12 protein-coding genes are annotated in these 13,909 nt (G+C 48.1%); 4 read left to right on the top strand and 8 right to left on the bottom strand.

Translation table 11 applies throughout. The annotated features are described in order from the left end of the window. Positions 1–47 precede the first annotated feature (47 nt). The 3 genes from SC206_RS10560 to SC206_RS10550 form a co-directional block, all read right to left on the bottom strand. Positions 48–941, bottom strand: a complete 894-nt coding sequence (locus SC206_RS10560; RefSeq protein WP_332736945.1) for a transporter substrate-binding domain-containing protein — start codon at positions 939–941, stop codon at positions 48–50. A gap of 179 nt (positions 942–1,120) precedes the next feature. Continuing rightward, complete coding sequence (locus SC206_RS10555; RefSeq protein WP_332736943.1) at positions 1,121–1,519, bottom strand: RidA family protein; 399 nt, start codon at positions 1,517–1,519, stop codon at positions 1,121–1,123. Between the two features lie 1,113 nt (positions 1,520–2,632). After that, complete coding sequence (locus SC206_RS10550; protein WP_332736941.1) at positions 2,633–3,478, bottom strand: VOC family protein; 846 nt, start codon at positions 3,476–3,478, stop codon at positions 2,633–2,635. Positions 3,479–3,884: 406 nt separating this feature from the next. Between SC206_RS10550 and SC206_RS10545 the strand changes: the two genes are divergently transcribed. From SC206_RS10545 to SC206_RS10530, 4 genes are all read left to right on the top strand, one after another. Beyond that, a complete protein-coding gene (locus SC206_RS10545; protein WP_442976065.1) occupies positions 3,885–5,168 on the top strand; it encodes an L-lactate MFS transporter in 1,284 nt (427 codons plus the stop codon). Between the two features lie 164 nt (positions 5,169–5,332). Then, positions 5,333–5,587: a hypothetical protein gene (locus SC206_RS10540; RefSeq protein WP_332736940.1), complete on the top strand. Its 255-nt coding sequence runs from the start codon at positions 5,333–5,335 to the stop codon at positions 5,585–5,587. A 471-nt stretch (positions 5,588–6,058) separates the two neighbouring features. Further along, a complete protein-coding gene (locus SC206_RS10535; protein ID WP_332736938.1) occupies positions 6,059–7,354 on the top strand; it encodes an HAAAP family serine/threonine permease in 1,296 nt (431 codons plus the stop codon). 567 nt (positions 7,355–7,921) lie between these two features. Beyond that, positions 7,922–8,191, top strand: coding sequence for a hypothetical protein (locus SC206_RS10530; RefSeq protein WP_332736936.1), 270 nt, complete (start codon positions 7,922–7,924; stop codon positions 8,189–8,191). Between the two features lie 136 nt (positions 8,192–8,327). Here SC206_RS10530 and SC206_RS10525 read toward each other — a convergent pair whose 3' ends face one another. The 5 genes from SC206_RS10525 to SC206_RS10505 form a co-directional block, all read right to left on the bottom strand. Beyond that, positions 8,328–9,392, bottom strand: coding sequence for a DUF1615 domain-containing protein (locus tag SC206_RS10525; protein ID WP_332737133.1), 1,065 nt, complete (start codon positions 9,390–9,392; stop codon positions 8,328–8,330). Between the two features lie 207 nt (positions 9,393–9,599). Next, positions 9,600–10,568: a WD40 repeat domain-containing protein gene (locus SC206_RS10520; RefSeq protein WP_332736934.1), complete on the bottom strand. Its 969-nt coding sequence runs from the start codon at positions 10,566–10,568 to the stop codon at positions 9,600–9,602. A gap of 130 nt (positions 10,569–10,698) precedes the next feature. Then, entirely contained in the window at positions 10,699–12,114 is a 1,416-nt protein-coding gene (locus SC206_RS10515; RefSeq protein ID WP_332736933.1) for a heavy metal sensor histidine kinase, read from the bottom strand. Continuing rightward, the gene (locus tag SC206_RS10510; protein ID WP_332736931.1) at positions 12,111–12,785 is read right to left on the bottom strand and encodes a heavy metal response regulator transcription factor; all 675 of its coding nucleotides are present in this window, start codon (positions 12,783–12,785) and stop codon (positions 12,111–12,113) included. Before SC206_RS10510 ends, SC206_RS10515 begins: the two co-directional genes overlap by 4 nt. 63 nt (positions 12,786–12,848) lie before the next feature. After that, positions 12,849–13,616, bottom strand: coding sequence for an alpha/beta hydrolase (locus tag SC206_RS10505; protein WP_332736929.1), 768 nt, complete (start codon positions 13,614–13,616; stop codon positions 12,849–12,851). Between the last annotated feature and the right edge of the window lie 293 nt (positions 13,617–13,909).

Raw genomic sequence — 13,909 nt, 5'->3', positions numbered from 1 at the left:
GGGTAAATCAGGAGACGGCGACGCGTTGCCGTCTCCCCGAGCGGACGCTAGCCTTTATCTACCGCAGGACGTTCAGCGCTGCTACCCTGACCCCAATGGTCGAGCAATTTTTTCTGCGCGCCGCTTTCTTGAATAACTTTCATCGCGTCCAGCACGGCGCTACGCATTACCGTGTTGTCTTTGGCGATCGGGAAGCCGACCATAATTGGCAAATCGACAGTGAACGAGGTTTCCAACGATCCGTCGGCTTTCGCCACTTCGTGCGCCGATCCCGCTTCAGTCAAATAGATGTCGGCACGATCGCTTTTGATCGCCTGAATGCTGTTGTCGGTGTTTTGCACCATCAGCATGTTGATTTCGGCCTTGCCCTCTTTTTTACAGATTGCATCTTGCGCAGGAATCAACGTCGCGGCCTCATAGGTGCCCGCTGCCGCCGCGACGGTTTTGCCACACAAATCGTCGACAGTTTTGATATTTTTTGGATTACCTTTTGCCACCAGCGAGCCGTCTTGTACCTGCACGGAAGCAACAAAGGCGATTTGTTTTAAACGCGCGTCGGTCACGTAGAGCATCGGGCCGATATCGGCGCGACCGTTGGTGATCGAAGTTAACAGCACGTTAAAGGAACCGTTTTGGTAAGTGTGGGTAAAGCCGAGGCAGCCGCCCAGGCGATCGAACAGAGAAGGATCCAGCCCTTCGATAACGGACGGATCTTTTGCCGATGGCGCTTCAAAACCTTTGGTGTAACCGCCCAGTCCGACAACAACTTTTTTGCCGACCAGAGAAGGATATTTGGCCTGTAAAGCCTTGCACTGCGCCATGCCGGCAAAATCTTTGGCCGATGGCGAGATACCGTCAGCCGCCTGCGCGGCAGAGAGTGAGGAGAGCATAATGCCGGTGAAGCCTGTCATCCAAACAGCAAGTCGCAATGCTTTTTTCATGATTAAGTTTCCCTGGTGCGGTCAAAGTTAAGGCTGAATGCCTGTCATTTTTATCGGTATTTTATGAAATGATTTTCTAAATCAGGTGCCACTGCTTTCTTATTGTTGTCGTGCTTTTCGTAAAATCTGGAAATCGGTAAATCGTTGAATCTGTTATTCAGTCATTCATTAATCAGGTATCAGGCATTACGCATTGCCGTTGCTTCCATCTCTACCAGCAGATCGGGGTGATTCAGCTTGATACCTACCGTCGCCCGGGCCGGATAAGGCGCAGAGAGCAGCTCGGCGTAAACTTCGTTCATGGCGGCAAACTGCGATAAATCGGTCAGATAAATGGTGACGCGTACCAGATTGTCGAAGCTCATCTCGGCCTGTTTCAGCAGCGCTTCAATATTGGCCAACACCTGACGCGTTTGGGTCGCAATATCGTCTCCTACTATTTGCCCGTTATAAGGGTCGATCGCCACTTGCCCTGAAATAAACAGCATTGGCTCGGACAAAATTGCCGCCGACAACGGCGCCGGCCCCATTGGTCGGTCTTCAGTACCTAAACCCGGATAAGTAATCGCGGTTTTCATTGGTTAATTCCACAGCAAATCATCGTGCCCCTAATTTCGTATACGATCATACGAAAGTCAACGCAGCTGATTATTTTGTGATCAGTGGTTTTAGAGAGTTATCGGAAAAGAAAAAAAGAACGAGGAAGTTAAAAATATACTATTTATTTCATAAATTTATAACGAGTTCAGCCTGTTTTAAGTTCATAAAAAATTGCACATAAATGCTTAAAATTTGGTTTAAAAGTGGCGATATTTTATCCATACGGATTTATTATCATACAAATGGAATTTGGCGGTAAAACAGGAGGATTTAAGAAAGGATTTATAACGAAGAAGGGGATAGAAAGGCAAAGAGGCCGCTTTTTCAGCCGCTTACACCTCATACAAAAGACTTATAGATGAGCCGTATTTTCTTTTTCTTATTAAGTCAGAATTTACGGCCCGTGACCGCTGAAGAGTTTCCGCCCTTTCTTTAGGTGCTGTAATTTCTTGAGAGATGGCCCTTGCCCTTAGATGATAAGAATCGGCCCTTGACCTCAGAAAGGAATCCGCCCTTTCTTTAGGGCTGTCATTGGCGGTCTCAGGGCGGCGCGGAACGAAGTTGAGAAAGACGTTTTTGGCTTTCGAGCGGAGTGATGGGAGCGCGAAGCGCCGCGACCTACGCCACGCGCCGGGGTAGCTGGAAAGATCTCATTTTTTTGCACGGATCTTATCGCGAGGGAAAAAGAGCGCGGAGTCCAGAGGCCCGCGCGAATGCGGGCCTTTGGTCGGTCTGGGCCGACGCCCAGTAAGCGAAGCGCATGCATTTGCATTTGCATTTGCATTTGCATTCGAATATGCATTTGAATTTAAAGGATAACTGAAAAGTTGCCTTTAGATTCCCAATCTAAAAGACCCAACAGATTTATTGCCCCGCCCCTATGCTAACCGTACCATTACCATTAGGCTTGACCTCCGCATCCCCGGAGTGTCCAAATAACGAGCAGCCGTTCAGAGCAAAACAGATCAACATTAAGAGTGATGCTTGGGTAATAGTACGCATTGGCAGAGTCCTCTCGAGTGTTTAATAAAACGCTGAGTTTTCTTTTCCGCTCACTAATCAGCGTCGGTTTCCTTTGACACTCTTTATTTTTACACCTCGGTAAAAGCTATCGTCAAGCCTAAACCGTGACCCACCGGCACAATAATCCTTTGCTCTTTCTCAATAAAATGAATATCTCCTCGCTGCAAGCTCTGACGTGCGGCCTCCAGTGAATGGGTCGCAAAGCCCAATCCGACCATTTTGGCCGATTGAATCCCCTCTTGCGGTGCGATCCCCCATTTATTGAGAGCTTTTTGCGGCGAGATAAAACGAACGCGAGCACGTCCGGCCAGCAAGCTAAGCTCGTCTTCATCTATTTGCTGCAAATTTTCCTGACCAAAGATTTCTGTATAAACCTGCGCGGCTTGCTGAATATCAGTGGCAGAAATGACGAATTCAGAAATATGAGAAACGGCATTCGGATGCGTCTGCCATTCTGCGCGCCAAACCAATTCGGGGGTCAGATGCTGACAGAAAAAGCTGCGGCCGTGCGGAATTCGGACGGCGGCGACGGGCACCGTTTTGAAACGGGCATTCGGCTCAGTGCCATCGTTTAAACGCACGGCGCGATAAAAGGCATTCGGCGAGGAATCTGCGAGCTGATTGTTGGCAAGATGCTGAAAGGTCTTTTCTGCGTCGGCACTCTTCCATACCAGACCATTTAATCCGAGCGGAGCCTGCCATAAATCCTTACGTTGCAAGGTATTAGCATCTTCATAGCCCAACAACTCAAGATAGTTATCGTTAAAAACTGCTAGATGATTACTGGACCCTAACGAGTGATGGCCGCGCGCCGTGAGGCTAAAACCGAGTCGGCGGAACAGCAGTTCGGAGGCGTTCAGCCCGTCGGCAACGTTAATAACGACGTGATCGAGATGAGGAACAATAGCGGACATAACGGGCTCTCTTTGAAGTTTTTTATTGGCAGCTTTCTCGTAGTGACTGCATGCAGGATAAAGAGAAGTCACCTTTTTCAGAACCAAGTTTTCCGCAAAACCATTGCCTGATTTGTGATAAACGATCGCTAAAAAGGCCTCATTCAAAATGGCAGTGACGAGAAGACAGAAATTAACATCGCTTTACGTGATGTAGATCAACTAAACCCACGCGCCGCAAGGGCTGCAAAGCAGTAATTAAGCCAAATTATCGCCTTTCCACAGGGGTATTAAGGTCATTCATACCCATATTTAGGCATTTCATTCCGCTCTCGCAGCATCTCATGCCTGAATCGGTTCACCTGACCCAATAGGATTTATCATAGCGCTAATTTAATTGAATCAGCCGCGCTCGGGAGAACCCGCTATGAGTGATAAATCTGGCTTTAAAATGTCTACCTTTGACGAGACGTCTAACAAGACGGTGACTTCTGCAACAGTAACCTCGACAAACCGCACCCGCTGGTTAACCCTGATTGGCACCATCATCACCATGTTTGCGCTCGGATCGGTCTATACCTGGAGCCTGTTCAACGGCCAGCTTTCGGCCAAGCTCGACGAACCTATCAGCCGCGTCGCGTTCTCTTTCGGTTTATTAAGTCTCGGATTGGCTATCGCCTCTTCCGTGGCGGGCAAATTGCAGGAACGGTTCGGCGTGAAAAAGGTCACCGTCGCAGCGGGCATTTTGATGGCGGTGGGCTTTTTCCTGACGGCACATTCAAATAATCTGATCATGCTTTACCTAAGTGCAGGCGTGTTGGTCGGCTTGGCGGACGGCGCGGGTTATTTGATGTCGCTTTCCAACTGCGTCAAATGGTTTCCAGAACGCAAAGGCGTCGTTTCCGCCTGTGCCATTGGCGCCTACGGTCTGGGGAGTCTCGGATTCAAATTCATTTGCGGCTATCTGTTAAGCATCACCACGCTCGAGCACACCTTTATTATCTGGGGCCTGCTGGCGATGACCATGATCATTATTGGCGGCCTGATGATGACCGACGCCCCGCAGCAGAAAACGAAAACTGTTAACAATCATTCGGAACAACCGCGCGATTTTAGCCTCGCCGAAGCGGTTCGCGTTCCACAATATTGGATGCTGGCGCTGATGTTTTTGACCGCCTGCATGAGCGGTTTATATGTTATCGGCGTGGCAAAAGATATTGGTCAGGGCCTGGTTCACCTTAGTGCGCTGACTGCGGCCAACGCCGTGACGGTCATTGCTATCGCCAACCTGAGTGGCCGTTTGGTGCTGGGCGTGCTGTCCGACAAAATGGCTCGCATCCGCGTAATCTCTTTAGCACAGGTCATTTCATTGGTCGGAATGAGCATTCTACTCTTCACCCATATGAACGAAGCCACCTTCTTTGCCTCCGTTGCCTGCATCGCGTTCAGCTTTGGTGGCACCATTACCGTCTATCCTTCGCTGGTCAGTGATTTCTTCGGACTTAACAACCTCACCAAGAACTATGGCCTGCTGTATCTCGGTTTCGGTATCGGCAGCGTATTAGGTTCGCTGATCGCCTCGTTGTTTGGTGGATTTGTAGTGACTTTCAGCCTCATCACAGTGTTATTAATCGTCTCTCTGGCGATTTCTGCCACGATTCGCCTACCGAATAAAGAAATTGAAGAGCAAAATACGCTCCAACATGTGTAGACCGTTGCTCATCACTCTTTCCAAATGACAAGCGGGAGCCATGGCTCCCGTTTTTTATTGCTATATTTCAACTATCTACACACAAAACTCTCTTGATTCTCAGCGTTGGATACCTATACCAAGGCGAGACAGCGTTTTCTTAAAGATTTGTGGACACATTTAACATGGTAAGCCGTAAAGTTTTCATCGCCGCGCTTCTGCTATCGAGCACAGCGTTCAGTATTCAGGCCGCAGAAATCCCGCTGGGTAATCTCTCTCAGCCTTGCGTTGAACATTCATCGTTCAATAATAAAGTGGGCCATCAGGATATGATTAATCCGCCCGGCAGCACGGCGCAGCAGTTAACGACTCACTGCCTGACCAGCATTCAGAGCAGCAACAGCAATAAGCTGTTCGGCACGGGTGACCTGCTCAAATAATCATCACCCCGAATTTCTCTGAATCAGTTTTCTATTGCTGATTCAGGGGCTTTACATGATTTCATTCAAGAACTCCGCCGTATTAATCCTCTCTATTGACGTCATTAATATCCTCTATATCAACATTCAGTTTCATAAAAATCCTTATTTATTCCTTAGTACGAAACTTGTCAATTTGAGTAAAAACCAGTTTATGCTACCCTGCTTTCGATTTTTTCAAGCATGAAGCACGGCTTATTACAATACGTAAATTGTTAGTTAAGCCAAATATTTAAATTAAGGCAGTATCTTTATCGCACAAGCAAGGAAACAGCCATATATTAAGCCAGAGGTGATCCTAATCACGGATATTCCTGCTTCTCATGAGTATTATCCCGCTATCCAAAATCTGTCTCATTGAGTGATGCCAGTTTTTAAATTGTGATTCAGTCTCTCGCACGAGATGACTTAATATTGTTCACCAGAGGTTTTATGAGTAATTCTCAAGTTGACGTACTTGCCACAGAACGCGCTGAAACAACGGGTGCATGGCGCAAAACAGATACAACATGGATGCTGGGGCTTTACGGCACGGCAATTGGCGCGGGCGTGTTGTTCTTGCCTATCAACGCCGGTATTGGTGGCCTTGTCCCACTGATTATTATGCTTATTCTTGCTTTTCCGATGACCTATTATGCCCACCGTGGTCTCACCCGCTTTGTGCTGTCCGGGAAGAATGCGGACCAGAATATTACCGGCGTCGTTGAAGAACATTTTGGTATCACGGCGGGTAAATTCATCACCCTGCTTTATTTCTTTGCTATTTTCCCTATCCTGCTGGTTTATAGCGTCGCCATTACCAATACTGTCGAAAGTTTCATCACTCACCAAATGCATATGCCCGCCCCGCCGCGCGCAATATTAGCGTTGGTGCTGATCGCCGCATTAATGACGTTGGTTCACTTCGGCGAACATCTTATTGTTAAGACAATGAGCATTCTGGTTTATCCATTTGTTATTGTCCTGATGGCCCTAGCGCTTTATCTTATTCCGCATTGGAACATGTCTATATTCGATAATGCTTCTGTCGCCACTAATGGCGCGGGAAAAGGAATGTTAATGACGCTGTGGCTGGTTATTCCAGTGATGGTTTTCTCATTCAACCATTCGCCGATTATCTCTTCCTTTGCCGTCGCGAAACGTCAGGAATATGGCGATGAGGCTGAAAAGAAATGCTCTAAGATTCTGACATTTAGTACGCTGATGATGGTTGTCACCGTGATGTTCTTTGTCTTTAGCTGCGTGTTGAGCCTGTCACCGGCCAATCTTGTCGAAGCTAAAACGCAGAACATTTCTATTCTGTCTTATCTCGCCAATCATTTCCAAACGCCGGTTATTGCTTATATCGCGCCTGTCATTGCCTTTATCGCCATTACTAAATCGTTCCTCGGCCACTATCTGGGCGCACGTGAAGGTTTTAACGGTATCGTGACCAAATCGCTGCGTAGCCGTGGAAAAACCATCAGCCTGGCAAAAATGAACCGTATTACCGCGGTCGTTATGCTGCTGGCAACATGGGCAGTAGCTACCTTGAATCCAAGCATTCTGGGTCTAATCGAAACGTTGGGTGGTCCGGTTATTGCGATGTTGCTCTTCCTGATGCCGATGTACGCGATCCGCAAAGTGCCTGCGATGAAAAAGTATAGCGGTCACATCAGCAATGTATTCATTGTAGCCGTCGGCCTTGTTGCCATGTCCGCAATCGTTTACAGCCTGCTGGATTGGTGATTATCGGCGCAAAATTCCTGATTATCCTGCGATAAAACTGACTACACGTCGAAAGACTTACTTTTACAGTGAGCCTTTTTTATTGGCCTATTTTTCTTAATCACCTGTTTTAGTCAGCGGACTGAGTACAAAAGGTTATTAAAAGAGCGCTTTACATATCGATTCTTAAACTTACCGGACGATGACAAAACCATACATAGGGTTTGGTATCTTAAATCCATCGAAAGAAGTGATGTCCCTGTGAATGAATGAGTACCGAAATCCAGTTTTCAGAAACTCAGTTTTTGGAAACTAGCAGTGTAGAAAGCTTGATGTGTAGATACCCTGATGTGTAAATACCCTGCTATGTAGAAACCCTGTTGTGTAGAAACCCTGTAGTACCCCTGTTATTTGCCCGCCTCTGAGCGGGCTTTTTTTTGCCTGAAATTCACCCTGATGATTGAAAATTCCGACCTTATCGCCGCGAAGGCCACATTTGAGTCAAGAAGTTTGCAGGAAAAGGCGCACACTCGTTTCTTCTTGGGTGAAATTGGGGTAGGGTTTGCCTGTTTTGAATAGGAGGCTGAAATGAGCGAAGAAAATTTATCCCAGAGAATCGATCAACTGGAACGTGTAAACCGTGAGCTGTTAGTTCAGGTATCGGCGATGCGCATTCTGTTTGGCAGCGTTGGCAACACCATGAACGCAAAGTTTGATAATAGCTTTACGTCAGGCGTGAAAACTTTTGTCGAGCGCGAAAAAGAGTCGCTGAATGCCAGCGAAATTGAAGATGCATCGAAGAAATTCCGTACCGACGTGCTGAACTGCGTGTCATCGCTGCTGCCTACCATTCTGTAAGCAGCAAGACGGAAAAAATACCCTGCACTTTGTAGCCTGTAGTTTGCAAAAAGTTGCAGGGTATTTTGAAAACGTCTTCGTTACTTAAATACGCTTTAAATCCGCACTAAACCCGCCTTAACCTCGGTTCATACTTTTAACCTCGATTCATACATTGCCGACGTCGTTCTTCTACGCGTTGTGCAAACCAGGCGGTGGTGAGATTACGGGTGATTTTCGGGCTATTAAGTTCGATGCCCGGCAACATCTCTCGCGGCATACGCTTGCCTGCCGTTTTATCTGCCAGCGCGAAAACTAATTTCCAGGTTGGCGTGTCTTCGAAATCTATCGACTCCCCGAGTTTCAAATCGCGTGAAATATTTGAATCACTGAGATCCAGCTTATTGCCTAGTTTCCGCACGGCCATTTCCGTTTTGCCAGGCGTGTCGCTGTAGCTCACTAAATCCCCGTCCAACGCGAGCGGTGCGCCGGTTAAACGCTTAACAGCCTGTTGAAAAGCGGCATTTCGGCTGGCGTAAAATCCGGCGTTATAATCGGCAAAACGATAGAGTGGCTCACTGTAGTGTGTCGGATAGCCCAGCAAATGAGCGATACCAAAATACATTCCGCCGCGACGGCTAAAGACTTCACGACGAATAGTTTGGTCAACGGGATAGGGATAACCGCGGGCTTTGGTTTCTGCAAAAGCGATACTGACCTGCATTGGGCCGCCGGTATGCACCGGATTTAGATTTCCGAAAAGCTTTTGGCCAAGCGGAACCATGCCGATGAAGTCATCGAAAATAGCACTGAGCTCTTTCTCGCTGCGCACATTATCAAGACGATCGCTGTAGGATTTGCCGTTTGGCGACTCGATTTTCAGCGCGGTATGAACCAGAAACGCCGGAATATGCACCTCGCCTGCACGGCGGTCGATCTCTTTCCAGGCAATTTTTCCTAGACCGGGCACGGGCGCATTGGCGTTAAAATTGGATTCCTGTTCGGTCACTGCCAACACGGCACAGATATTTTCCGCAGTCGGATCGATTTTTTGAGTGCTAAACGCGGTGGTGATATCTTGCGCCCAGCCCTGCTTGTCGGCCACTTTTGCAGGTAGACGAGACACAATTTCGGCGCGCACATCCTGAGGTTTCTTACCGTCGAGCGGCGCTTTTTGCGTGCTACAACCTGCAAGGAGTAATAAAAATCCGACCAGCGGTATAAATGTTTTTCTAAAAGACCGAGACGTGTTTAATGATAATTCTTTTGAAGAAGATCGTGAATTCGGTGCAGAAAAAGGGGGGTAAAAGTCATTGAGCGTCATCATTTCCCTGAATAATCGTCTATTTTTATCGATTATTCACAAAATCACGCTCAACGACAAAGCATTTATTTTACCTCATTGCCCCATTATGGGATAAGCAGAGGGTTAGGCCGCCTGTTCAGTGAAATAACTTAGCACCTCACAGCCTTTGCCTACTGAGGGCGTGGCAATCACTTTTCTTGCCGCAATATCAATAACACTGACCGTGCCGTCTTTTTCATTGGCAATTAACAATCTTTTATTATCAGGGCTAAAGCAGCCATCCATCGGCTTATTGCCTACGCTAAAACAGGCTATTTCATTTAGCTCGCCGTCAAATAACGTGGCGACGGGCTCTTGGTCGCCAATCACGATCAAGAGTTGTCCATTCTGACTAAAACGAACTATTTGTGCGCCCTTCTTATGCCCACGCAGTGGAATATGTCGGGTGATTTTATGACTGCTGCTGTCAATAATGACCAGCTCTGGCTTGTCGGCATTACTGGTAATAATAGAAGAACTTAGAGGTGATATTGCAATACCGTTTACCGCACCAGGCATCGATATATTATCGATAACTTTGCCGCTGCCGTTAGCTAATTCTACGACGGTGACGCTGGCATCTTCTTCATTATCGGTAAACAGCTTGTCACCTTCCGGCGTCACGCTAAGACGGTGCGTATTGGTTGATGGAACCTTGATAGTCTTGATGATTTTGTCGGTTTTAGGATCGATGACCACAATGGTCGCACTGTTTTCACAGCATAGATAAACGTTACCATCGTTGCCCAAGCGCGCGGTATGCGGCGATTCCAGCGGACTTAGCTCAATAAACTTACTGATTTCGCGGGTCTTCAAATCGATGACCGCAACCTGATGCTGCGGATGGGGATTATCGCCGTGAATGCCATCGCCGAAAATAGGCACATAGGCTTTGTGCAGCAGCGGAATCACCAATAGTTCGTGCGGATTAGGCGGAAAACCGGTTAAGGTTTTCTCGACGGCCAACGTCTCTGGATTTAAAAATAAAACCTTGCCGCCCTGTTTATCAATCGCAATCAGACCGTGGTGATGTGTAGTCTCTGATATCAACATGTCAGCTCCATCTATAAAAAACACTAAGAATATCTTTATCCATCATCGCCAAAGATGACAGTGACGTTAGTCTTAATATTAAGGTTAGCTGCTTAAATGGAATATCGCGATGACAAACGCGGGCCACCGCCTACTTATTGGGGAAGATAAGGCTAAATCGCGTCTGCCGATTTTCGCTGACCACAGAATATTGCCCCTGATGCAGCTGCATAATACTGCGTACAATAGAAAGCCCCAGTCCGCTAGCGTGTGCGTGGGTATTTCTAGAAGGATCAGCACGATAAAAGCGGTCGAATAATCTGTCTAAATGTTGAGGATTAATCGTCTGCCCTTGGTTGATGACAGTAATTTTAGTCCCTTGAGGATGAGCTGCACTTTCCAGAACAATCTCACTGCCCTCCTCCGCATAACGAATGGCATTAGCCAACAAATTTGCCAGTGCGCGGCGTAATAAATTGGCATCGGCCCAGATATTTCCCTCGCCATGCAATATTACCGACAGGCCGCGTTCTTCAGCCGGACCTTCGAAATATTCGCCCATTCGTTGAAACTCGTCGCCTATATTTAGCAAAGCGCGTTCGATAGCATGATCCGCGTGCTCGGCCCGGGCTAAAAACAGCATGTTATCGGTCATTTTGGACAGGCGCAGCAGCTCTTCAAAGTTAGATCCCAGCAGTTTTTCATAATAGTCTGTGCTGCGCTGCTGGCTCAGCGCCACCTCCGTTTGCCCAAGCAAATTGCCAATCGGCGTCCGCAAATCATGCGCCATATCCGCCGATACCTGACTCAGCTGGGTAAAACTTATCTCCAACCTGTCGAGCATCTGATTGAATCCGTCGATCAGCACGGTTAATTCGCGCGGCGATTTGCGGTTATCGATACGAGTCGACAAATTACGAATGCCAATCGAGGCCGTCTGCCCCGCTAAATGACGCAGCGGACTCAGTCCGCGACGCGCAATCCAAAAAGCCAGCAGTGCGGTCAACGCTGCGGCCGTCAGCGCCAGTAAAATAATTTGCTGGCGATAAATGGCTAGAATATGCGTGCGCTCGGTCATTAATCGCCCACTGATAATCTCCAGCGGTTGCGGGCCGTCGGACGTTTTTGCACTGGCCGAAACGGCAATAAAAGGCGTGTTGTCTCGCGCCATACTGTGCTGCACTGCGGCTAATGTCAGCTGGGCGTCAGCCGCCACGGGAGTGCTCACTGGCACGGGAGAATTCCCCGGATTCACTTCAATAAGCGGTGCTTGTCCGGGAAAACGCAGCACTAACAGCGCCTCGTGATTGCCTAACATATTGGCAAACAACTGCGGCTTGTTGTGGATGAGATTAAGGACATCTTCGTCACTCAGCAGGGTGCGAATTTGTTCAACCCGAGTCAGCAGCGCGCCATCGTCGCGAATACTGATCTGTTTTTCGAGTGTGCGATAGAGGGTAAATCCGGCCAGAGTAATAACAGCGAAAGTTAGCAACGCAAAAATGAGCGACAATCGGGTGGTGAGCGAAAGCCTGCCAAATGAAAACCACGGAGAGTGACGTTTCATGATTCATTTTCGCAGCGATAACCGACGCCGTGAACCGTATGGATCAGTTTTAGCGCGTAGGGATCGTCAATTTTTTGCCGCAACCGACGGACAGCGACGTCCACCACGTTGGTGTCGCTGTCGAAATTCATGTCCCAGACCCGCGAAGCGATTGCCGAACGTGACAACACCTGCCCCTCGTGCAACATAAAAAGATGCAGTAGATTAAATTCCTTATTGGTCAACGAGATACGCTGACCCGCGCGGATCACACGGCGTTTGGGAATATCCATCTGCAGATCGGCCAGTTCAAGAGTTTCTGCCTGCTTGACCTGCACCCCGCGACGTAAGGCTACGCGGATACGGGCCAGCAGCTCGGCAAATGAAAAAGGTTTAACCAGATAGTCATCGGCGCCGAGCTCTAAACCTTTTAGCTTATCTTCTAGCGTGCCGCGTGCAGTGAGAAACAAAACCGGCGTATTAAGCTGTTTATCCAGCCTTTTCATCACTTCCCATCCATCCATTTCGGGCATCATGACGTCGAGCAGAATCAAGTCGTAATGAAATTCCTGGGCGAGATGTAAACCGTCTACGCCGTTGACGGCAACATCCACCACGTAGCCCGCTTCGGTTAACCCGTTGCGCATGTAATCCCCCGCTTTAGGCTCATCTTCAATAACCAGAATTCTCACGGTAATCTCCTAAAGCCTTGGTGCGGGCGGATTGGCAGCAAATGACCACCCAAATTAACATAATTACAGCGCGTGTTGGGCGGCCTGTTCAATCAGTGCAGCGACCTCTTTTGGATGAGATTCATAAACCGAATGGCTTGCGCCGGCAATTTCGACTTTATGACTGTGCGCACGCGCGGCATACATTCTTTCGAGATCGGGATTAATAATTTTGTCCTGTTGCGCCACCATATACCAGCTCGGTTTTACCTTCCATGCAGGGTCCGGAATATTGGCCGTAAAGACGCTGGCGTTGGTCGGCATTTGGGCATGCGCCTCAAACTCGGCTTCTTTCAATGGCAAATCGGCAGCAAAATCGCTCGGGAAATTTTCCGGCTTGATGGTCAGATACCCATCTGCCGATTTGGCAAAAGGTCGCGCCGAATTAGGGAATTTTTTGCCGTTGCTGGCTTCGGTTTCCCCCGTATCCAAGGCGTGAGCTGCAATATAGACCAGCCCTGCTACATGCGAGTCGTTACCTGCTTCAGTAATTATCGCCCCGCCATAGCTGTGTCCGACCAGAATAGCCGGTCCTTTTTGCTCATCAAGAATACGTTTTGTTGCCGTGACGTCATCCGTAAATGAGGTCAGAGGCTCCTGCACCAGCGTCACGTTGTAGCCATCTTTAGTTAAAATATCGTAAACCGGACGCCAACCTGACCCACCAACAAAAGCACCATGCACCAGCACGATATTTTTAACCGGCGCGGCCAACGCAGGTGCTGCGACACCCGCCAGTAAAAGCGTAGTAATAGAAGAGACGATCAGGCGTTTTTTGTATGAGTTTTTCATGATTTTTCCTTAAAGGCGGTTGATTTTCAGGATGCGGCTGCACCATGAGGACCAAACTACGCTTAGGGGACCCACAGGGAGGTGACAAAATCATTACAAAATGATTACACCCGAAACGGTGATGAAGTTTTTTAGATTTGGAATCTAAAGGCAATTTTCTTTAGGTCAAAATCTTTTGGGTCAAAATCTTTTTAGGTCAAAATCTTTAAATTCAAGTGCATGCGCTTCGCTTACTGCGCTCGTTGAGGCTTAACCGAGCCTTGGCGGTTTTTAAATTCAAGTGCATGCGCTTC

It is taken from the genome of Rouxiella sp. T17 (assembly GCF_036663475.1).
GTDB lineage: Bacteria > Pseudomonadota > Gammaproteobacteria > Enterobacterales > Enterobacteriaceae > Rouxiella.
Note: the sequence above shows the minus strand (reverse complement) of the source record. Positions and strands in the feature narration are given on the sequence as shown.